This is a genomic window from Photobacterium satsumensis (assembly GCF_050336935.1).
GTDB lineage: Bacteria > Pseudomonadota > Gammaproteobacteria > Enterobacterales > Vibrionaceae > Photobacterium > Photobacterium satsumensis.
In genome coordinates this window covers 1455790-1476769 of record NZ_JAKJSK010000006.1, presented here as the reverse complement: position 1 = coordinate 1476769, position 20980 = coordinate 1455790, and the positions used below count along the sequence as shown (strand labels likewise).

The window sequence follows — 20980 nt, the reverse complement described above, 5'->3', positions numbered from 1 at the left end:
TCAAAAAGCTTCAAAGAAGGAGTGAATGGGCTGACACCCTCCCAAAGGGCGAGTTTTCTAAGCTCATATACAGCGTTATTGTTTCTTGATTTAGAGCCACTAGATCTTCAAAACAATGACTTGTCTATAAGCTTATAAATTCTCGCTGAACCTGCATATTGAAGTAGTTTGGGTATAAAACCCATCCCACCGGACGGGATGACGTTTCTTGTTACATCCCGCTGTAAAGTTTGGCAGTTAGGCTGTAGCAAAGTATTTACTGGCCTATAGCTGTTATGCATGCTTTTTCCCGTTATCACGCAGCAAAACCGTCTTAGGCGTTTTCAATTATTCTATTGAGTTGATGTAGTTATGGCAGCGATGATGTATCAGCCGACGTTCGATCCTATCGAGTCGCTGAGTGATGAGCAATTGCAGCAAGCAATTGCTGACAGGCTTAACAAGCAGTTGAACAATAAGGATGTTGCCAATCAAACTGCTCAGTTTTTTATGGACTACTTGCTGAATTGGCAGGCTGAATCTGTTCCGGTTGAACTGGTGGAGAGTATTCTCGCCTTTTCGTTTGGCAATCGAACCGCCCAGAATGGTAACCAGCACCCAGGGCCAATGAATGAAGCGATTGCGGATACGGTGGTTTCCCTATATCGGCGTACAGGCGTGCCTGTGTATGCCCAGTGGGAAGTGGCCGAGGCGATTGGTAGCAGGATCCCTGTACATGATCTTAATGCGATTTATCCCCGTTTTTCCGGTAAAGGCACGATGAAATACCTCTGTACCATGGGGGTCGCTGAAAAAGCAGTCTTCATGGCAGGGAGTGTTGCGAATATGGGAAAAACAGCCGTTGTCGCTTTTTTCGAACATAGCTTGCGTACTGTCGATACCGCGCGTGATGCAGGCATTGATGCCTTTCTGCCACAAGGTCTAGAAATGCCGCGTCAGTTTGATCCTGACTCCGGCCAGGCGTGGACACGTGATCAGCAAACTTATGTGATGCATGAAATCCGCACCCGTGCAACCAATGAGCGAGATCGGTTGATTAAATTAAAGAAAAGCGAAGGGTAGACCTTCGCTTTTTTATTGGTTATTTACTGAGTACAAACTCTTCAATCACTTTGGCGACACCGTCGTTGTCGTTGGTATCGGTCACGTGGTTGGCAATCGCTTTGATATCGTCAGTGGCATTACCCATAGCAACACCAAGGCCGGCGTATTTGATCATGTGGTGATCGTTGCCTGCATCGCCCATGCAAATCACTTCGCTGGCATCTAGGCCTAAATGCTCGGCAAGCATGGCAACGCCTGTGCCTTTGTTGCTATTCGGGTTCATCAGTTCAAGGAAGAATGGGGCACTCTGGACAACCGTGTACTGGGAGTACAGGCTTTCAGGTAGTTGGTTGATAGCCGCAGTAAGAACGTCAGGATCGGCGACCATCATCACTTTGATCACTTCTTCGTCATCTGCAAGCTCAGCAAAATCAAGCACTGTAGTTGGTACGCCATTGATCACAGATTCGTGCTCGGTGTATGGGTTGTTCTGTGGGGTGATCAGGCCACGCTCCGGCGTGAAGGCATGGATGAAAGTACCGAAGTCATTGGCTAGGCTAGCAATGTTCTTGGCATCACGGCCTGTCATGATCTGCTTGCGGATCACTGTTTTGCTTTCTACACGTTGTACCAATGAGGCGTTGTAGCTGAGGACGTAATCATTTTCGCCAGTCATACCCAGTTCATCAAGGTATTTGGTCATGCCTTCTAGTGGGCGGCCTGAGGCCAACACCACTTGCACACCATTGTCGCGTGCGGCCTGAATAGCTTGTTTGGTTCGTGGAGAAACGGCTTTTTGCGAATTAAGCAATGTGCCATCCATATCAAGAGCAACCAGTTTGTACATTGATTCGTCCAATCAGTGAAAAATTTTAGAACCCGCATACTAATCAATTTTTGTGATCAACTCGACACCCTTTGATGATGTTACTGTGACATTTCAACGTTAGGTTGATATGTGTCAATCACATAAATAGGGCGTCAAACATTAAGGGGGCCAGCGTTACAGTTTGTTACTTATCTGGAAATGGGACAAAGGTATAAGTTTTTGAATTAAATCATAAAACACCTTTATTTCGATCTTGGTTTCTAACATGTAATAAGTGATTGTTTTATCAGGTTATATCACCATTTCCATCCATGAAATGTGTGAAACTATCAAACAACGTACGGGGATTTGTGGTTTTTCTCACTGTTTAATTCGCTTGGCGAATTTAATATTTCGGCATCTGACAAGGGGTGAGTGTGAATGGTATCCAGTCCCCCAATACATGTGGATACCAGCCCCAATAAATAATGATGAGTATGTCTGAGGAATGATCATGAAAAAAACGATCTTGTCTGCGTTGGTAATGGGAGCCATGTTGTCGCCAGCTGTGAATGCCGCGGCTCCGAATACCGATTTGAATCTAATGCCCTACCCGCACTCTGTTGAACTTCGTGAAGGCAAGGTCGAAATTGACGGTGATTTCAAGGTATTCATTAAAGGTTATCAGTCTGAGCGTGTTGCGTTTACCGCCAAACGCCTGCTGAAGCGTTTAGAGCGCCAAACCGGTGTACCAATGCTAAACCCGTATGTGGATAGCGAAGATAAAGCGACGCTGGTGATTGATATCCAGCAAGCACCGAAAACAGCAGTCCAAACCGTTGAGGCGGACGAGTCATATACACTGACGGCTAAGAACGGCAAGATTGTGCTGGCTTCCGAGCGTCCTTACGGTGCAATCCGTGGTATCGAAACTTTGCTTCAGCTAGTCGAAACCAACAGCACGGGTTACTTTGTGCCGGAAGTGACCATTGAAGATACCCCTCGCTTCCCATGGCGTGGTGTGTCATACGATACGTCTCGTCATTTTGTTGAAATCGATGTGATCAAGCGTCAGTTAGATGCGATGGCGTCGGCGAAGATGAACATTTTCCATTGGCATATCTGGGATGATCAGGCGATCCGTATTCAGCTAGATAGCTACCCGAAACTATGGCAGATGACTTCGGATGGCGATTACTACACCAAAGATGAAATCCGTGGTGTGGTGGAATACGCGCGTAACTTGGGTATCCGAGTGATCCCTGAAATCTCGCTGCCGGGCCATGCTTCGGCGGTTGCTCATGCCTACCCAGAACTGATGTCTGGTGGGGAAGGGCAAAGCTACTCGCACCAACGTGAGTGGGGGGTATTTGTTCCTCTAATGGACCCGACTAACCCAGAACTATACACCTTCCTAGGCAAAGTCTTTGATGAAGTGGTTGAGCTATTCCCAGATGAGTACTTCCACATCGGTGGTGATGAGCCAAATTATGCTCAGTGGACTGAGAGCGAAGAGATCCAGGCATATATCAAAGAAAAAGGGCTAGACGGCAACCACGGTCTACAGTCATACCTCAATTCACGCGTTGAAAAAATGCTCGACGAGCGTGGTAAGAAGATGATTGGCTGGGATGAGATCTGGCATAAAGATCTACCGACCTCGATTGTGATCCAGAGCTGGCGAGGGCATGACAGTATTGGCCGTGCAGCAAAAGAAGGCTACCAGGGTATCTTGTCGACGGGTTACTACCTCGATCAGCCGCAGCCAACCAGCTACCACTATCGTAACGATCCAATGCCAACAGGTATTACGGTGGATGATAAGCTGCACGCCGGTGAGACATTCGCGACTTACGAGTGGCAGAAACCGCGTACCAAAGGTGGACCACGTAAGGGCCTAATTACGATTATCGAAGATACAGACGGCAACTTCCGTGCGTTTACCGATTATAACGGTAAGTCACGTGAAGAAGTCTACATTCTTGAATACGTGCCGGGCAAAGTGTTCCGTGGCCATTTCGATAACTTCATGTCTTATACCGAGTTCAACCTTGCCTTTGATGGCGGTGAGTTGGCTGGCAACAGCTACCAGCTTATCGGCAACGTGCGTTGGCCGACCACAGGTAAGTTGATTGCAGGTACCGAGATTGAGGACTCAGTGATCCCTGAGCCAAATGGCGGTTACCCTGCTGATTTGACCGAGGAAGAGCAGAAACTGATCTTAGGCGGTGAAATTACGGCATGGGCAGAGAACTACGACTCGATGACGGTTGAAAACCGTCTCTGGCCTCGTAGCTATGCGATTGCCGAGCGATTCTGGTCACCGGTTGAGCTGACAGATGAAGACAGCATGTACAAGCGTATGGCGGCTATTGATAACTGGTCTGAAATTTCACTTGGCCTGCAGCACCACAACAAAGCCATGATGATGTACAAGCGTCTGGCAAATGGTCAAGATGTTCAGCCGCTGGTGGCATTGGCTGAGTACACCGAACCTGCTCAATACTATGCACGTAACTGGGAGAAGTGGATCCAGACACCGAACCATGGTGATTTGTATAACCAGTACGAGCGTCTGAACCGTTTTGTCGATGCGCTGCCAGTTGAAAGCCATGCCGTTTACGATATGGTAAAACTAGTCAACCAATATGCCGAAGGTAACAGTGAGGCACTGGAAGCCTTGAAGGGGCATTACGAAACGGTGCTGCAGGCAGCCCAGCAAACTAAGCCGATTTTTGCTGCAAATGTCGCCTCGGTAGACAGTGTGATCATTGCGGAGAAGACAATCGAAGTGGCTGAAATGGGTCTGGCGCTTATCGCTAAACTGGAGCAAAACCAGTCTGTCAGCGAAAAAGAGCAAAATGAATACCTAGTTAAATTGAATGATGCTGCAAAAATTTACGATGAAGCGATTGTGGCGATTGTTAAACCAACAGAAATGTTAGTGATGCAATCTAACAGCGGCAAATAATGAGCGGTTAGTTCATTGTATTGAAATGTAATTTGAAAACGCGCCTCTAAGGGCGCGTTTTTTATTAGTGTGGAGTTTATCAAAAAACAAATCATTCATAGCAGTGATAAAAGTGGCAAGTTATCAATTATGAAAAATATAATTGACATTATATGCAAAATTAACGATATTTTATTCTTCATTTTTAAGCGGTAGATGAAGAATAATAATGAGCGATACAACATCGGACGTTGTCCAAAACAAAACCTGGAAAATGCCAGATACCCTGGTATTGATCTTTTTTATTGGCCTGTTGGCGACGGCAATCACCTATGTCGTACCGGCAGGTATGTTTGAAACCCAAGATATCTCCTACATAGCCGACGGGGCAGAAAAGACCCGTACGGTACTGGATCCTGAGTCGTTCACCTACGCAACCGATGAGCAGGGCGAACTGGTCTACAACAGTGTCGGATTGTTTGCCAGTGGCGGTGGAATTGGCCTAATGAACTTCGTGTTCGAAGGCTTGGTGTCTGGTTCGAAATGGGGCTCGGCGATCGGCGTTATCATGTTTATGCTGGTGATCGGCGGTGCGTTTGGCATCGTGATGCGTACCGGTACGATTGATAACGGTATTTTGCGCCTGATTGACCGGACCAAGGGCAGCGAATCCCTATTTATTCCTGTGTTATTTTCCCTATTTTCACTGGGTGGCGCTGTTTTTGGTATGGGTGAAGAGGCGGTCGCGTTCGCGATTATCATCGCCCCGCTAATGGTTAGGATCGGCTATGACGGCATTACGACCGTAATGGTTACGTACGTTGCGACCCAGATTGGTTTTGCTGCATCATGGATGAACCCGTTTTCGGTCGCAGTAGCCCAAGGGATCGCTGGTGTTCCTGTGTTGTCTGGTGCATCTGTACGTATTGGCCTTTGGATCATGTTTACCATTATCGGTATCGCCTTCACCATGTGGTATGCCAATGGGGTGAAAAAAGATCCAACCAAGTCTTTCAGCATCAAAGGTGATGTCCACTTCAAAAATCAAGATGCGTCTGTAACCTCATCTCGCTGGAACTTGGGTGATACCCTTGTCATGTTCACTGTTGTAGCGACCATGGTATGGGTGATTTGGGGCGTGGTAGCACATGCTTGGTACATTCCTGAAATTGCCTCTCAGTTCTTTACCATGGGCTTTGTCGCCGGTTTGATCGGTGTGATCTTCCGCCTCAATGGTATGACGGTCAATGATATGGCCGATGCGTTCAAAGAGGGCGCAAGCATCATGTTGGCACCTGCACTATTGGTTGGTAGTGCCAAAGGGATCTTGCTGATCCTCGGTGGTGGCGGTGATGCAACCGAAGCGAGCGTTTTGAACTCTATCTTAAGCAGTGCAGGTAACGTTATCGGCTCACTACCGGAGGTCATGGCAGCCTGGTTGATGTATGTGTTCCAGTCGGTGTTTAACTTCTTCGTGACTTCTGGCTCTGGCCAGGCTGCACTGACGATGCCGCTGATGGCACCACTCGCGGATTTGGCTGGTGTTACCCGTCAGGTTGCCGTGTTGGCCTTCCAGCTCGGTGATGGCTTCACCAATATCATCGTACCGACGTCAGCTTCTCTGATGGCAACGCTGGGTGTATGTCGTATTGACTGGGGTGACTGGGCGAAGTTCGTTTGGCGTTTTATTGCCCTGCTGTTTGTACTGTCGAGCGTGATTGTTGTAACGGCACACATAACAGGTTTTGCGTAACAGCAGAATAATCGATTAGAGTGAATGGGCAGGAAACTGCCCATTTTTTTGCAAACTATTTTTTGTAGATTATAAATTTCGTACACATGGGGATGGAAAGTATGGCGGAAATGAAAACCCAATATACCGATGACGTTTTGCAGGGACATCAGGTGATCACTCGGTTGGATGTCGACGAACTGCCTGTGGGTTGCCATCGTTTTTGGTTTCGTCCCCAAGAAAATGGTATTGGCCAAAGCTGGCACCTACCTGTAGTGGTTTACCGCGGCGAGCAGACGGCCAACGCGCCGAAAGTGATGATCACGGCAGGGGTGCATGGTGACGAGCTAAATGGGGTCATCACTGCACAAAAAGTGATCCAGCACCTTGCTGAGCAAGTGGTGGTGGGGACGGTAGTGATAGTCCCGACGGTGAATGTGTCTGGCATGTTGATGCATACTCGCGACTTTATTATGTCCGATCCTGATGCTTCACCGACCAATTTGAACCGGATTTTTCCGGGCAACCCAGAAGGGGATGCTGCCCAGCGTTATATCGCATCAATATGGTACGACTTGCTCGCTCACAATGCTGATATCGCGATCGATCTGCATACCCAAACGCGTGGTGCAGCCTATCCGCTTTATGTTTTCGCAGACTACCGTATTCCGCAAACTGTCAAAATGGCGCGTTTGATGAACCCTGATTGTATTTTTGATGATCCGGGTGATGAGGGCGTACTGGAAACTGTATGGAACCGCAGTGGTATTCCGTCTATTACTGTCGAGGTAGGTGCGGGTAAGGTGCTGCAGCCTGACATGATCGCCCGCTCGCTCGATGGGGTGCTCAATATTCTTAAGTCGGAAGGGATACTGGAAGGGGAAGCTAGCCAGCGACAACATGAATGTTATGAGGGCAAGCAGATCTTCACGGTACGTGCGACGCTCGGTGGCTTTGCCTTGCCGCAGGTAGAGATAGGTGATTGGGTTGAAATGGGCCAATTGGTTGCGGTTCAGTACGACAGTTTTGGTGATGAGATACAACGCTACCACGCACCGACTACTGGCTATGTGCTGAGTGTCAATCTCGATCCGATGCGCGAGCCGGGCACCTTGCTAGTGAGGCTGGTTCAGTAACAGCCTAACGAGCCCTAACATTAGCCAATATTAAACGCACCAAATCGTCAGTATCGCCACCGAGACCTTTACATTATAGGGAGGCCCGGTGGCTTTTTCATACCGGCGCTATATGGCAAATGGCTGCAGGCGTAGGTGGTGGATTTGGCTGTTTTGCACATTAATCCCCAGCGTCTTCAGTGAGTCGATCAGTAGCTTCAAAGACGTAAACAGTCGGTAGCTGGCATCAACATCCTCTGGAGTCAGGGCAAATTGCAAAACCGACTCCCTGTCCAGCCCGAGCAAGTAGCGCTGCAGTTCACGTAATAAGGCATCAAGCTTGTGCTGATGTGACGTAATTTCCTCGCTAACCGTGGTATTGGCTAAAATCGCGCTCAGCGTAGTGATGGTGCTAGTTATCAGCACGCCCAACGCATGGTGGTGTGATGAATGCTGCCATTTTTTATAGTTATCCTCGAAAGCACGAAGCAGAAGACAGGCTTGATAAGCATTGGTGATCACCGCTTGTACCCTTATTGCATCAACTTCAGGGTAAACCGTCCAGTTAATCCTGTTTGCTGCGTTTTCTGCCATCGCCACTGCCCGCAGTGGATCCACTCTTATCACACCCCCCTTCCGAGCTGGGCAAATACCTTGACTGCCATGTGTAACGTCAGGTTGGATGTATGTTTGGAGATCACGTTGTAACCCTGTACGGAAACGGCTTAAGTCACGCAAGAACGTCGACTCAGGTGTACCGGGAAACACAACGTGGTGCACGAAGAAGACAACGAGCATCACGATACCGATCAGCATTAACTGCAGCAGGCCGGACTGAATATCGTAAACCGGGGTGAGTTGCATCGCACCGCTGGTCATCATTATCAATAATTGGGTTCCCAGCATACGTTGCAACGCTTGCTGAGGTTGGTTCAACAGATACCAAATCCCAAATGCATTGATGAAATAAAACGCTGACAGTTGCCATACCTCTGTCAACATTGGCATCAGCAATACATATTGGGCCAAGACAAACATTGACCAACCGAACATCGAGAACAGCAAGGTTCGGACATTGGCAAAGGGCAGTGACAGAACAACGCTGCTGAGTATGGCGCCGAGCAGGACGATCATTGCGCCACCGGGCATGGGGACATATATCCACAAAGCGATACATATCCAGATCACCAAGCAGGCTTTGAGCGCATTGATCGCACTGTCAGGACGAAAAGACCAAGTAACAAGTGGACTGCTATCACCTTGATTTCTGGCTTGACGAGCACCTTGTTTAACATTGGTGGTTACCTCGGTCAGTGTTGCCAGTATATCGAATTGGAGTTGATCAATCTCTGTAAGCAACGCGCCTAACATCATCGTTGCACCATGTTGGTCATGGCTATAGCTAGCGAGTTCGCTATCGACCGGTGCAAAACCAAGCAGTGATATTTCCTGAGGTGTTAATGTACTATCTGCTCCATCACTGGCTGGTATATCTTCGAGCCTTGCCAAGGCACTCCTTGCCCTCGTGTTTAACCGCTCCAGTAATGAAGCGATAACGGCACATTGTTCAGGCGTCATCTTATCTTTTGTCAGGGTGCTGACTTCGGCTAAATGCCCACACAGTAAGGCCCATTGATGCAGTTTGTTGAGCAGTGTTTGCCATTGCGGGAGATCACGGGCGATATGGTAGCTATCAGCACTGGCCGCGTAGAGGAGATCTTCCAAACGGGTTAACTGTTTCAGGCTATCGCTGAAGGTGAGTTTTTTGGTAAAGGTACTGTGCTCATCCAGTTCAGCCATGGCCGTTTGTAGCTGTTTGGATTGATGTTCAAAGTACAATTTAAGGGTTGATATAACGACATGGCGGCTGGAGCTCGGCCATAGCAGGCTGAACACTAAGGTAAAGCAAAGAATACCCAGTATTGTTTCCTGTACCCGCAGTACGGCCATGGAAAAGGTCAGCTCGGGGAGTAATTTCCCCATAACGACCACCAATGAACAGACCATCAGGCAAATCGTCCATATATAACCATTGCGAGGGTGGCCTTGAAGATAAACGCAAATAGCAGCAAACACGCTATAGCTAATCAAGAATGCCGGTGGCTGTTGGGCAAAAAGCCCAACGAGCGTGAAAGCGGCCAATACACCGAGCAAGGTACCGAAAAGTCGGTGTCGTCCCTTTTTCAAAGAATGCCCAGAGGTTTCGGTTGCGGCCATGACAATGACAGCAAATCCTGCCCAATAAGGGCGTTCCCAGCCCAGCCAAAGTGCACTGACAATGGCCAGAGTCAGGGCAGTGGCCACTTTAAGTGGCAAGATACAGCGCTGATTGAGCATAGCGGATCCTTACAGGGTATCTTGTGGTTGGGATTTGTTGATCATGATGGATGCGGTCGCCCCAACACGCAGCTGTATAGCCTCAGGTAAATCATCAAGCGTAATTTTGACCGGAATACGCTGGGCTAGTCGGATCCATTGGAAGTTGGGGTTTACATTGGGCAGCAAGGAGACGCCAGTACTACCATCTTTATGGGCAATACCGTACCCGATGCTTTCAACGTGCCCTTGCAATGGCTGATCACCATAGGCCATTAAGGTGACAACTGCATTTTCACCGACTAACACATCTTCGATATCGGTTTCTTTAAAGAAGCCTTCTATCCAAAAGCTACTTTTATCCACTAAGGCGATGACGGGTTGATTAGCAACGACCTGGCTGCCCACTCTTAGTGTGAGGTTGGTAATAAAACCGTCTACCGGTGCGGTTACCTTGGTAAATCCTAGGTTGAGTTTGGCTTCTTCACGGGCAGCTTTAGCCACCATTACGCCTGCCTGGGCTGATTCCACCGCATTGCTTAGCTGATTGAGCGACAACTGGGAAATAGAGCCAGGCTGACGACGGGATAAAGAGCGGCCACGCTTGGCTTCATCTTGTGCTTTTTTTAGCACGGCTTGCGCCTGGCCTACGCTTGCCTCAGCTTTGGCAAGGGCTGCCTGATAGGTGCGGGGATCGATTTCGAACAACAAATCACCGGCTTTCACTTCGCTGTTATCAGTGGTTGGCAGCGTAATAATAGGGCCAGTTACTCGAGGGGTTACTTGGATAACCTGCGCACGAATTTGGCCGTCCCGAGTCCATGGGTTTTGTATATATTGTTGGTACTTCCAGCCTATAGCAGTGATAGCTAAAAGGACTAAACAAATAGTGACGCTGAAACGTTTGATCAAAGTAGGCTCCGGGTTCAATTAAGAAGGAAAAACATAGGTACCGACAATCACGGTGTAGATGACCGTCAATGAGAGCTCTACCAGCGGTGGGCTAGCAACATAGCGGAACCAGCGTAGCCGGTTAAGCAAGCGCACAGTCAGGGAGGTACAAACTAAACCCAGTAAGGCGGCAACTAGCAGTGGGGGAAGGTAGAGATCGCCAAAAGCAATCTCTTTGGGAACAGCAAACGACACAGGTTTTTCTCTTGGTACTTGAAAGCGATAGTGAATCTTATGGGTTATTGGGTTTGTGATAAATCGACTAACAGGGAATACAATCGAAACTGTTGGTTTCTAATGGTGATTAAAATAGAATCTACTAATTGGTAATAATGGAGCAAGCTATTGGACCGCTTAACCAGTATCGAGATTTTTGTCCGGGCAGTAGAGTTAGGCTCATTTGCTGCTGTTGCAGAAGAGCGCGGGATCAGTGCTCAAATGGTGGGCAAGCATGTCAGGGGGCTGGAGTCATCCATTGGTGCAAAATTGTTGGCAAAATCCACCCGATTTCAAAGCCTGACAGCGGCAGGAGAGCAATATTATCAGCGATGCCAGATAGTACTGGCGGAGTTGAAAGCGGCTCAGGAAGATATCTACCGCAATATGAGCGAGCCCACCGGTAGCTTGAAGATTGCTGCTGGGGTGAATTTCGGCATCAAGGCATTGGCACCGATAATTGCCCAGTTTCAGCAACAGTACCCAAAGCTTGATATCGACCTTACCTTGGATAACAACCCACCGGATATGAAGAAAGAGGGTTACGACATTATCTTTCGTGAGAGATTAGAAGGTTATGACTATTTAGTCGCCACTAAATTGCGAAGCTACCCAATGATAGCATGTGCTTCACCAGGCTACTTGCAGCGATATGGTACCCCACGACATCCGGATGAACTTGAGCACCACCAATGTCTACAGAGTAATCTCTCACATGCTCCTCATAAATGGCGTTTCTTTGATGGTGAGAAAATTAGCACACCCAAAGTCACCTCTCGCTTTACCATGAACAGTGGGCAGGCAATGCTGGCAGCGGCTCAGGAAGGAGCCGGAATTACTTTGCAGCCTATATTTCAAGTCATTGACGTGCTAGCTGAGGGTAAAATGGTGCCAATTCTACAAGAGTATTCATTACCTGCTGTTGATTTGTATATGCTATATCGCCCCTCATTGCGCAATACGGCAAGGCTGACAGCGCTGTTGGCATTTGTCCGTCAGGCTTTGGAGAATCACTCCGATGATTAAATCGAAAACCGAAGAACTAGAAGTCTTTTTGGCCGTCATTGATTGCGGGGGCTTTTCTGCTGCCGCTAACCAGCTTGAAATGCAGGTAGCCAAAGTTTCCCGCCTCGTCGCCAATCTAGAAAAGACCGTGGGCTGTAGTTTATTCCACCGCACTACGCGCCGGGTGGAACCTACCCATGAAGGATTGATGTTTGCGCAAAGTGTCAGGGCGGGGTTAATGCTGATTAAAGATGCACAGGAAAAGTTGATCATGCAAAAATCGGCGCCGACAGGCCGGCTAAGGGTCGATGCATCAACAACCATCATGCAGCATCAAATTGTCCCGTTGGTTAAGGCGTTTCAGGTGGCTTATCCGGGGATTGAGCTGGACTTGGCCACCAATGAAAGCATTATTGATTTACTTGAGAAGCGAACGGATGTCGCTATTAGGGTCGGTACGCTCAAGGATTCTAATTTACATGCGCGAGTATTAGGGCGAAGCCCATTGCGACTTGTTGCTTCGGCTGAATATATTGAACAATATGGTGCCCCGCACGATATCCATAGCTTGTTGTCCCACAAGCTGATCGGCTTTTCAGGACAGCCTCACCTCAATAGGTGGCCATTATTTGGGGAGAAGTTAGAGCCCTCTTTTTCTAACCTTGCGACCAGCGGCGAAATCATTCGTCATCTCTGTTTAGGGGGAGTAGGGATCACCTTGCTATCACAGTTCACGGTTGGAAATGATATTGCTGAAGGTCGCTTGGTCAGCTTGTGTGAAGGAGCAATAGCGACTCCTCATCCCAGAGAGCTGGTACAGGCGGTGTATTACCAAAACTCAGCGCCATCGCCGCGCATTACCGCGTTTCTCGACTTCATCCAATCGCGCCTTACTTTGTAAATCAATCCATTAGAGAGTCGGTACGTTACCAAGTCTAAGGCTAGATAATACAAATACTTTCTCAAAAAGTGAGAAAGTGTTTTGTTAACTGTTGTCTTTTTTGGTGGTAATAAAAGCGTAAACTAAGGAGCAGTTTTTCATACACCAGAGAGTTGAACGATGACAATTGCAATGCCAGTATTGGGGGCTGGGACCTTTCGCCTGAAAGGTGAAGAGGCATATAACTCAGTGGCTATGGCACTAGAAGCCGGTTACCGCCATATTGATACGGCGCAGTATTACGCGAATGAGGAACAAGTCGGCGCTGCAATAGCCGATTCTGGTATTGCTCGCGGTGAGATCTTTCTGACCACCAAAATTTGGATGGACAAATTTGGCAAAGATGTCTTCCTGCCGAGTATCCGCCAGAGCTTGGCTGATTTGCAGGTTGAGTATGTGGATTTGCTATTGATCCACTGGCCGCTGAAAGACAATAAAGTGGCAATGAGTGATTATTTGGCCAGCCTCAAAGAAGTAAAAGCCTTGGGTTTGGCCAAGCAAATCGGTATCTCAAACTTTACGGTTGCACAGATGCAACAGGCGATTGATATTTTAGGCACCGACGTTATATATACGAATCAGGTTGAGGTTCACCCTTACTTGCAAAACCGTAAAGTGGTCGATTTTTGCCGTGATAACGGCATCATTGTGACTGGCTACATGCCGTTTGCTTATGGTGATGTGCTAAAAGATGAAGCCATTGTGCGTATTGCTGACAAACACCAAGCAACACCGGCGCAAACGGTACTGGCTTGGATGCGCCAGAACGCGTTTGTGACAATTCCATCTTCGACTAAGCGTGCCAATATCGAGAGTAACCTGAAGGCTTCAGAAGTCGTGCTTGATGGTGAAGATATGGCGGCAATCGCAGAGCTTGACCGAAACCATCGTTTGGCAAACCCCGATTTTGCTCCAGAGTGGGACTGATCAGTATTTGATGTGATGGCTAAGCCAGCTGGGAATATCCTGCTGGCTTTTTTATTGCCTAATTTTCACGACAACATTAAACAATGATCGAGGCGGGTGTTTTGAATAACTGTTCGGGGATGACTGAGAGCCAACCGCTACATCGGGCATATTCGATTAATGAAGCACGGTTGGTTACACCGATATCAGAAAAGCGCGCTATCAAGTTGGCGATTTGTTTTTCCACCGCTTTGGGGCTTCGGTGAATCAACTGAGCAATCTGCTTGGTTTGTCGACCGCGCAGCAGCCAAAACAGCACAATTTCCTGGGAAGGTGTTAGCCGCATACGCTCTGGTTTAATGGTGCTAAAAGAGGTATGGGTACTACTGAGTGCCATAATTTCTGCAAAAGAAGCCAAATTGACCAATTCCCTTAAGTTGGTCGCGCTGAATTGGATTCCCCAAGGCTCACCATTAATTATGACGGGGCGTTTTTCGAAAGTGTAAGCATCAAATCCATGCGCGTACTTATGCACATCAATTGTTATCACTGTCTTGTTTTCTGTAATTGCCTGTATGTCTTGCTGTACAAAGGCAGATGCAAATTGGGCTGTCTCACATGGTAGGTCACGATCAGTAAGGCCCGCTATATCGACAGGTGCATTGACTAAGTCACGGTAAGCTTTGTTAGCAAAGGCAAAAATACCATCCTTAGACTTCAATCCTGCAGGATATGGGCTGTGCTCTAGCATGTGAATCAGAACGGATAAATATGTATTTTGATCTATATTCACACACGCATTTTATCACTCCGATCAAGGAATGAAAGTAGGATAAATCCCCCTTTTTGATTGGTTTGTCAAAAGCAGCATATTGGCAAACCTACCATTGTCGGTGGCCGCAGGTATCGATATGAAAGCGCACACCACTGTAGAGGCCAAGGCCCATCTTATTTTTCTTACCAACCGAGTTGTATACGCTCTTGAGGATTTTATGTAGTTCAGCTCGAGAGATATTCCGTATTGGGACGAGGTCGAGTGCGCAAAAATCGAGGTGAGAACTGCGAGGCGCCCCTCCGGCATGTTGGTTGTACTCTTTACTTCGGTCGCCAGAGACAGGAATGAGTAAGCCTGTTTTGGGCATCACATGCTCTTGGATGAAAAGCAAGGTACGAACCATGTTATCCCAGTTCTTCTTGTCCGGCAGGTTAAATACAGTGGTATTGCTAAGTCGCCAATCAGTACCCTGCAATAGGATTAAATGAAGGGGTATGCCTTCTTTGACTCCCTTGTCCAGAAAGTATGCATATCCCTCCTGAATATCTTTTTGCTTCTTGTTCATCAACACCCAGCCTCGGAATGCTGCAAGGGTCGGCACCTTGAATCCTTGCACTTCAATGACTAAATCACCGTAGTCAAAATCAGTGTGAACCTCATAAAGCTTTGATAGATCAACAGCTTCAGCTTTACTGTGGTTTGAAAACACTAGAAAAAACGACAAGATAATCCACTTCATTAGTCACCTCATATCACTGCTTGCAGGATATACATCGACATGATCGTTTAAGTGTAGGTTATCTACCTGATAGGGATTTAGTTGTTTCTTGAGCCTTCATTTGTAATTTTTTATGAAAATCTGTCTGAATTGATGAGATAAAAAAGCCATTGCCAATTAATCTGTTAAAATTAGACAGGTAACCCCGTCGTAAAAAATTCGCTTTTTGTTAATGCCTATGATCAAAATATTACTTTCAATTTTGCTTTTTTCTTCCTTCGTACAGGCTGGTTCTGTTGAAGAACACATTGAGGATCTTGCTAGTGAAGTCTACACGAGGGCTTCGTTGGATGGTGTGATGGACTATGCTCTCCTCAAAGAGGGAATCGAAGCGTATATGACCAAAGGCACTGGGGCTAATCCGAATTTGGTGATTATTGATTACCGCCGTCCTTCTCATAAGAAGCGATTTTATGTGGTTGATTTAGCAAATAAGAAACTGAAGTATCATACCTACACCACCCATGGAATTGAAAGCGGTGGCACTTATGCCGAGCGTTTTTCCAATACGGTAAACTCCAAGCAGACCTCTTTGGGCGTGTTTAAAACAGCCGAGACATACTACGGTAAATATGGCTATTCACTCCGTCTTGATGGGTTGTCTGAGGGGGTAAATGACAATGCACGACGCCGTTATATCGTGATCCACGGTGCAAAATATGCGTCCCCCGACTTTTTGGCATCCAACAATTTCATTGGCTGGAGTTGGGGCTGTCCTGCTTTACCACCAGAAAAAAATCGGGAAATTATCGATTTAATCAAAGGGGGGAGCATTATCCTCGCTGCCAATGACGAGATGGTAAGGCAAGACTCATCCCCGTCCTTGCTGGCTTCCAATGCTTATCATGAGCCTGTTGAAGGCAAAAATCGCATGGTGATTAGCCGATAAAACGATAGATAACAATCACTTAATGTATGGAAGGCCGATGATGCATTCATCGGCTTTTTTATTGGTGAAAACTGCGTGGTTATTCGTTCTCTTTAGTATTTTATGCCCTGTTAAGGAATGCTGAATAAAGGATTCAGGACAATCAACTAGACGGTTTGTCCGAAAGTCTGGATATTCTAGCCATAGGCAACAAGACAGCAGTGATGATAAAACTGCGTTAATTATAAATTATATTACTAAACAGAGAGATACGAATATGGCTTTTAATCTACGTCACCGTAATTTCCTACGTCTACTTGATTTCACTGGTAAAGAAATTGAGCACTTGATTGGCCTTGCTCAAGATTTGAAAAAGGCGAAATACAGCGGCACTGAGCAACCTAAACTTAGCGGTAAGAACATTGCGCTTATTTTCGAAAAAACGTCAACCCGTACCCGTTGTGCGTTTGAGGTTGCTGCCTATGATCAAGGTGCAAACGTGACATACATCGGTAGTGGCTCACAGATGGGCCACAAAGAAAGTGCCAAGGATACCGCTCGCGTGCTAGGCCGTTTCTATGATGGTATAGAGTACCGAGGCTTTGATCAGAACGTGGTTGAAACCCTTGGCGAATTCGCCGGTGTGCCTGTGTGGAACGGACTAACAGACCAATGGCACCCAACGCAAATCATCGCTGACTGGATGACCATGCTCGAACACGGTAATGGTAAGCGTCTCAATGATATGAAGCTGGCCTATATGGGCGATGCCAAGAATAACATGGGTAATTCGCTAATGGTGGGTGCTGCAAAAGTCGGGATGGAAATCCGTCTGGTAGGCCCTCGAGAGTACTGGCCTGAACCTGAGCTCGTTGCCCAGTGTCATGAACTGTGTCAGATCTCCGGCGGTAAAATCGTCATCACTGACAACATCCAAGAAGGTGTAGCTGGTATCGACTTCATCTACGGTGATGTATGGGTATCTATGGGCGAACCTGCAGAGCTTTGGACACAACGTGTACATGACCTATCACCGTATCAGGTCAACATGGATGTAATTAAGATGACCAATAATCCAAATGTGAAGTACATGCACTGTCTACCAGCGTTCCACAACAGTGAAACGAAAGTGGGTAAAGAGATTTCCGAGCGCTTCTATTTAGAAGGTTTGGAAGTAACAGAAGATGTATTCGAATCACCATACAACATCTGTTTCGATGAGGCTGAAAACCGCATGCATGCGATAAAAGCTATCATGGTTGCGACCTTGGGCGATTAATATACCCAAGTTACTTCAAGGCCTTGAATCCTGCAACTTGAAGTCTGGGTATAAAACTAAGGGAGGCTATTGAGCCTCCCTTTTCTTTTATTTCATTTTCGGCGGAATCTTACAGTGCCGCTTCCAAAATGGCTCGGCTGTCATTGATAGTGATGTTGCCACGCTCACCGAGCAGTTTCATACCGTGCTTCTCAAGGCTAGTCACGAGAATATCAATATCGACGCTGCCAAGTTCAACGTCGCTCAAGCTGGTCGGTACTTCCATTTGCTTGAAGAAAGCGATGGTCTGGGCAATAGCTTGTTCGATACGCTCATCTGTAGACCCTTCAGTAATACCAAATACGCGCTCTGCGTACTGTAGCAATTTACCTTCTTTGTCTTCACGACGTTCTCTCATAACGGCTGGTAGCACAATGCTTAGCGTGCGTGCATGGTCGATACCGTAGTTACCGGTTAGCTCGTGACCAATCATATGAGTGGTCCAATCTTGTGGAACGCCGACACCAATCAAGCCGTTCAGCGCTTGGGTTGCTGTCCACATAATGTTGGCACGCACATCGATATCGTCAGGCGTTGCAAGAGCTTTAGGCCCTTCTTCGATGAGATTAAGCAGCAGGCCTTCGGCAAAGCGGTCTTGCACTTTAGCATTTGCCGGGAAAGTTAGGTATTGCTCCATAACATGGACATACGCATCAACGACACCGTTGGCGACCTGACGTGGAGACAGGCTTAGCGTTGTCGTCGGATCAAGCACGGCAAACAAAGGCTGAACTTTTGGCGTCATGAACGCCAACTTGTCTTTACCACGGGAAACCACTGCGCCCATATTACTTTCTGAGCCAGTCGCTGGAAGAGTCAGCACGCAACCTAGTGGCAGGGCGCTTTCAACAGGGTGCTGTTGGGCCAAAATGTTCCAAGGGTCTTCGCCCTGGTAAGCCGCGGCTGCTGCGATAAATTTAGTACCATCAACCACTGAGCCACCACCAACGGCAAGCAGGTAGTCAAAACCTTCGGCTTTGATTTTCTCAACTGCTTTCATCAGTGTGTCGTATTGAGGGTTAGGCTCTACACCGGCAAATTCACCCCAGTTATGTTCGCTCAACGCCGCTTTCACTTGCTCATATACACCGTTTTTCTTGATAGAGCCGCCACCGTAGATCACCAATACCTTTTTATCTTGCGGGATATCGTTGGTAATGGCTGCGATTTGGCCTTCACCAAAGTGGATACGGGTAGGGTTCTGGTAAGTAAACTTGTCCATGAGGTATCTCCAGTGTGTGTTGTTATTGTGTAGCAATGTAATGACAACAGTCTATGCCAATGGGCTGGAAATTGGCGTGCTCAAAACTGTTTAATACTTGCCTAAATCTACTTTTTTTTTCAAGGCGAGAGTGACGTCGTCTTGTGATTTACTTTACAAGCTGAGTATATGAGCGCTAGTATTTCGTGGAAACCTGTGCTTTGATCTGTGCTTGTATATGATGGGTAGGTATAAAAAACAAGGTAAGTGTTATGGATTCTTCTACGGGTTCAATTTCCAAAATATGTGTACAAAAAGGTGAAGAACTCTGTTCTTACTATGGTTTAGGGGCAGAATCAGGCATTGTTGAGTTGGAAGTACCGGGGATCCGGTTATTTAGGATCAACCAGTACCATAAGATGACGCCACAAATGTATCAACAGGGAGTGGTGGTGATCTTACAAGGAAACAAAGTTGGTCACCTTAATGATTACCGGTTTGATTATGATACGGACCATTGCCTGATTGTTGCAACGCCTTACCCTATTGCATGTGAGACTTTTGCCTCGCCGGAAGCGCCTTTAATCGGATTGGATATTGAGTTTGACTTAACCATTATCCAAGAGCTTGTTGATACCCTTGAGCAGCACCAGCATAGCGAAATACCGAAATCACAAGATAATGGTCGTGGCGTGGCAGTGACTCGAATCACCCCGGATATAAGAGACAGTATTTGCCGCCTTTTGGGGTGCTTGAAAGATCCATTGGATGCCCGCGTACTAGGTAAGCAGTTATTGCGTGAGTTTTATTTTCATTTACTGAAGAGTGAGCAAGGGCATTTACTCGCCCAATACTGTAAACAAGACAGTGCATTGTCGAGAGTGTCACGGGTGATCACCCATGTCCAATCGCACTATGACCAGAAGTTAGCGATTAATGACTTGGCCGATATGGCAGGGATGAGCGTATCTGCCTTTCATCGAGCCTTTAAGCTGGTCGTTACTGATCCGCCTTTGCAATATATCAAGAAGATCCGCCTAAATAAGGCAAAAACCATGATGTCGCAAGATGGTATGTCGGCAAGTGTCGCCGCCTTGAAGGTGGGGTACGAGAGTCCAACCCAGTTCAGCCGAGAGTTCAAGCGTTACTTTGGAGTGCCGCCAAGCAAGGCTTCATATATAGGATTAACTTAATCAAGTTAATCATTTTCTTGCCTTTTGAAACATAAAATTACAAATAAAACAGTGTTTTCTATTTTAAGGTTGCGTTCAGCTTTATTGTGTACAGTGTTCATTATCAAAACGGCAGCGAGAACAGCTGCTAAAAAAATAACACTTAATCAAGGAAATCACACATGAAAAAGTATGCTGTAGTATCAACCCTTATTCTTTCTACTTTTGCGGCAGCTCCTGCATTGGCTAATACTACTGATTGGTTTGTCGGTGGTGGTATTGGTTACCAGAATGATGCTGTGAAGCAAGATTTTGGTCTCTCAGCTCTTACGTCATCTAAAAATGCGGAAGACATGACCTATCAATTACGCGGTGGTGTAGTCATTAATGATCAGCACCGTGTGATGGGTACTTACAGCTACTTTAGCGACGACATTAATGGCTTGTTTGGTGAGCGTAAGCAAACACAAAACATGTTCCTTGCCTCTTATGATTACTTGATCCCTGTTCACCAGAAGATCAACCTATTCGCTGGTGTGTCAGCTGGTTTTGCTGACAATGAATTTAAAAACAAGATTAGCGGTGTCACAGTAGACTCAACTGATTTTGTTTGGGGTGGCCAGGTAGGTGCACAATATAAGATCAGTAATAATTGGTCGACAGATCTAACTTACCGATTACTTGACCAAGACTATGACAAGCTAGGTAATGAAGTTGATTATACTCAACAAGTTGTTTGGTCTGTAGATTACAAGTTTTAATTTAAGCTGAATGAATGTTTAAAAAGAGGACAACTTGTCCTCTTTTTTTATTTTCAACAATTATATTAAATTTATTCAGTGTATGTTTTGCTTTTCGTTAATATTCAATATTTACAGTCTGTTA

The 20980-nt window shown here is 46.7% G+C and carries 18 protein-coding genes; 11 read left to right on the top strand and 7 right to left on the bottom strand.

Translation table 11 applies throughout. The annotated features are described in order from the left end of the window. Positions 1 to 351: 351 nt before the first annotated feature. Entirely contained in the window at positions 352 to 1062 is a 711-nt protein-coding gene (locus L4D79_RS06875; protein WP_428649141.1) for a hypothetical protein, read from the top strand. 19 nt (positions 1063 to 1081) lie between these two features. Here L4D79_RS06875 and yidA read toward each other — a convergent pair whose 3' ends face one another. Next, positions 1082 to 1891 (bottom strand): sugar-phosphatase, encoded by an 810-nt coding sequence (yidA, locus tag L4D79_RS06870; protein ID WP_428649139.1) that lies wholly within the window; start codon positions 1889 to 1891, stop codon positions 1082 to 1084. A gap of 475 nt (positions 1892 to 2366) precedes the next feature. Here yidA and L4D79_RS06865 point away from each other — a divergent pair, with 475 nt between their 5' ends. The 3 genes from L4D79_RS06865 to L4D79_RS06855 all read left to right on the top strand — a co-directional run bounded on the left by L4D79_RS06865 (position 2367) and on the right by L4D79_RS06855 (position 7670). Further along, complete coding sequence (locus tag L4D79_RS06865) at positions 2367 to 4823, top strand: family 20 glycosylhydrolase (protein ID WP_428649136.1); 2457 nt, start codon at positions 2367 to 2369, stop codon at positions 4821 to 4823. 253 nt (positions 4824 to 5076) lie between these two features. After that, entirely contained in the window at positions 5077 to 6555 is a 1479-nt protein-coding gene (yfcC, locus tag L4D79_RS06860) for a putative basic amino acid antiporter YfcC (RefSeq protein WP_428651731.1), read from the top strand. A gap of 110 nt (positions 6556 to 6665) precedes the next feature. After that, on the top strand, positions 6666 to 7670 hold the full coding sequence (locus tag L4D79_RS06855) for a succinylglutamate desuccinylase/aspartoacylase family protein (protein WP_428651729.1): 1005 nt from the start codon (positions 6666 to 6668) through the stop codon (positions 7668 to 7670). Positions 7671 to 7778: 108 nt separating this feature from the next. Here L4D79_RS06855 and L4D79_RS06850 read toward each other — a convergent pair whose 3' ends face one another. The 3 genes from L4D79_RS06850 to L4D79_RS06840 are packed head-to-tail and all read right to left on the bottom strand — an operon-like array spanning position 7779 to position 11111. Further along, the gene (locus L4D79_RS06850; protein ID WP_428649133.1) at positions 7779 to 9986 is read right to left on the bottom strand and encodes an FUSC family protein; all 2208 of its coding nucleotides are present in this window, start codon (positions 9984 to 9986) and stop codon (positions 7779 to 7781) included. Positions 9987 to 9995: 9 nt separating this feature from the next. Further along, positions 9996 to 10877: an HlyD family secretion protein gene (locus L4D79_RS06845; protein ID WP_428649130.1), complete on the bottom strand. Its 882-nt coding sequence runs from the start codon at positions 10875 to 10877 to the stop codon at positions 9996 to 9998. 18 nt (positions 10878 to 10895) lie between these two features. Continuing rightward, entirely contained in the window at positions 10896 to 11111 is a 216-nt protein-coding gene (locus tag L4D79_RS06840) for a DUF1656 domain-containing protein (protein ID WP_428649127.1), read from the bottom strand. Between the two features lie 150 nt (positions 11112 to 11261). Between L4D79_RS06840 and L4D79_RS06835 the strand changes: the two genes are divergently transcribed. From L4D79_RS06835 to dkgB, 3 genes are all read left to right on the top strand, one after another. Further along, a complete protein-coding gene (locus tag L4D79_RS06835; protein WP_428649124.1) occupies positions 11262 to 12158 on the top strand; it encodes a LysR family transcriptional regulator in 897 nt (298 codons plus the stop codon). Then, a complete protein-coding gene (locus L4D79_RS06830; protein ID WP_428651728.1) occupies positions 12154 to 13038 on the top strand; it encodes a LysR family transcriptional regulator in 885 nt (294 codons plus the stop codon). Before L4D79_RS06835 ends, L4D79_RS06830 begins: the two co-directional genes overlap by 5 nt. Before the next feature lie 159 nt (positions 13039 to 13197). Further along, positions 13198 to 14004 (top strand): 2,5-didehydrogluconate reductase DkgB, encoded by an 807-nt coding sequence (gene dkgB / locus L4D79_RS06825; RefSeq protein WP_428649121.1) that lies wholly within the window; start codon positions 13198 to 13200, stop codon positions 14002 to 14004. 76 nt (positions 14005 to 14080) lie between these two features. Here dkgB and L4D79_RS06820 read toward each other — a convergent pair whose 3' ends face one another. After that, entirely contained in the window at positions 14081 to 14776 is a 696-nt protein-coding gene (locus L4D79_RS06820) for a helix-turn-helix transcriptional regulator (protein ID WP_428649118.1), read from the bottom strand. Positions 14777 to 14864: 88 nt separating this feature from the next. Further along, entirely contained in the window at positions 14865 to 15497 is a 633-nt protein-coding gene (locus L4D79_RS06815; RefSeq protein ID WP_428649115.1) for a D-Ala-D-Ala carboxypeptidase family metallohydrolase, read from the bottom strand. 217 nt (positions 15498 to 15714) lie between these two features. Between L4D79_RS06815 and L4D79_RS06810 the strand changes: the two genes are divergently transcribed. Then, positions 15715 to 16425 (top strand): murein L,D-transpeptidase catalytic domain family protein, encoded by a 711-nt coding sequence (locus tag L4D79_RS06810; RefSeq protein ID WP_428649112.1) that lies wholly within the window; start codon positions 15715 to 15717, stop codon positions 16423 to 16425. A gap of 256 nt (positions 16426 to 16681) precedes the next feature. Beyond that, a complete protein-coding gene (argF, locus tag L4D79_RS06805; RefSeq protein ID WP_428649109.1) occupies positions 16682 to 17683 on the top strand; it encodes an ornithine carbamoyltransferase in 1002 nt (333 codons plus the stop codon). 109 nt (positions 17684 to 17792) lie between these two features. Here the strand turns inward: argF and L4D79_RS06800 are convergent, their stop codons facing one another. Next, positions 17793 to 18944, bottom strand: a complete 1152-nt coding sequence (locus tag L4D79_RS06800) for an iron-containing alcohol dehydrogenase (protein ID WP_428649106.1) — start codon at positions 18942 to 18944, stop codon at positions 17793 to 17795. 251 nt (positions 18945 to 19195) lie between these two features. On the opposite strand from L4D79_RS06800, the gene L4D79_RS06795 reads away from it, so the two are divergent. Together L4D79_RS06795 and L4D79_RS06790 are read left to right on the top strand one after the other, a co-directional pair. Further along, positions 19196 to 20116 (top strand): AraC family transcriptional regulator, encoded by a 921-nt coding sequence (locus L4D79_RS06795; RefSeq protein ID WP_428649103.1) that lies wholly within the window; start codon positions 19196 to 19198, stop codon positions 20114 to 20116. 161 nt (positions 20117 to 20277) lie between these two features. After that, complete coding sequence (locus tag L4D79_RS06790; RefSeq protein ID WP_428649100.1) at positions 20278 to 20856, top strand: porin family protein; 579 nt, start codon at positions 20278 to 20280, stop codon at positions 20854 to 20856. The last annotated feature ends 124 nt before the right edge of the window (positions 20857 to 20980 follow it).

What these genes read in the sequence shown, in the direction of transcription:
- L4D79_RS06810 (WP_428649112.1), top strand. Translation starts at nt 15,715, where the DNA reads ATGATCAAAATATTACTTTCAATTTTGCTTTTTTCTTCCTTCGTACAG.
- yfcC (WP_428651731.1), top strand. Translation starts at nt 5,077, where the DNA reads ATGCCAGATACCCTGGTATTGATCTTTTTTATTGGCCTGTTGGCGACG.
- L4D79_RS06815 (WP_428649115.1), bottom strand. Translation starts at nt 15,497, where the DNA reads ATGAAGTGGATTATCTTGTCGTTTTTTCTAGTGTTTTCAAACCACAGT.
- L4D79_RS06795 (WP_428649103.1), top strand. Translation starts at nt 19,196, where the DNA reads ATGGATTCTTCTACGGGTTCAATTTCCAAAATATGTGTACAAAAAGGT.
- L4D79_RS06790 (WP_428649100.1), top strand. Translation starts at nt 20,278, where the DNA reads ATGAAAAAGTATGCTGTAGTATCAACCCTTATTCTTTCTACTTTTGCG.
- argF (WP_428649109.1), top strand. Translation starts at nt 16,682, where the DNA reads ATGGCTTTTAATCTACGTCACCGTAATTTCCTACGTCTACTTGATTTC.
- dkgB (WP_428649121.1), top strand. Translation starts at nt 13,198, where the DNA reads ATGACAATTGCAATGCCAGTATTGGGGGCTGGGACCTTTCGCCTGAAA.
- yidA (WP_428649139.1), bottom strand. Translation starts at nt 1,891, where the DNA reads ATGTACAAACTGGTTGCTCTTGATATGGATGGCACATTGCTTAATTCG.
- L4D79_RS06850 (WP_428649133.1), bottom strand. Translation starts at nt 9,986, where the DNA reads ATGCTCAATCAGCGCTGTATCTTGCCACTTAAAGTGGCCACTGCCCTG.
- L4D79_RS06855 (WP_428651729.1), top strand. Translation starts at nt 6,666, where the DNA reads ATGAAAACCCAATATACCGATGACGTTTTGCAGGGACATCAGGTGATC.
- L4D79_RS06865 (WP_428649136.1), top strand. Translation starts at nt 2,367, where the DNA reads ATGAAAAAAACGATCTTGTCTGCGTTGGTAATGGGAGCCATGTTGTCG.
- L4D79_RS06800 (WP_428649106.1), bottom strand. Translation starts at nt 18,944, where the DNA reads ATGGACAAGTTTACTTACCAGAACCCTACCCGTATCCACTTTGGTGAA.
- L4D79_RS06875 (WP_428649141.1), top strand. Translation starts at nt 352, where the DNA reads ATGGCAGCGATGATGTATCAGCCGACGTTCGATCCTATCGAGTCGCTG.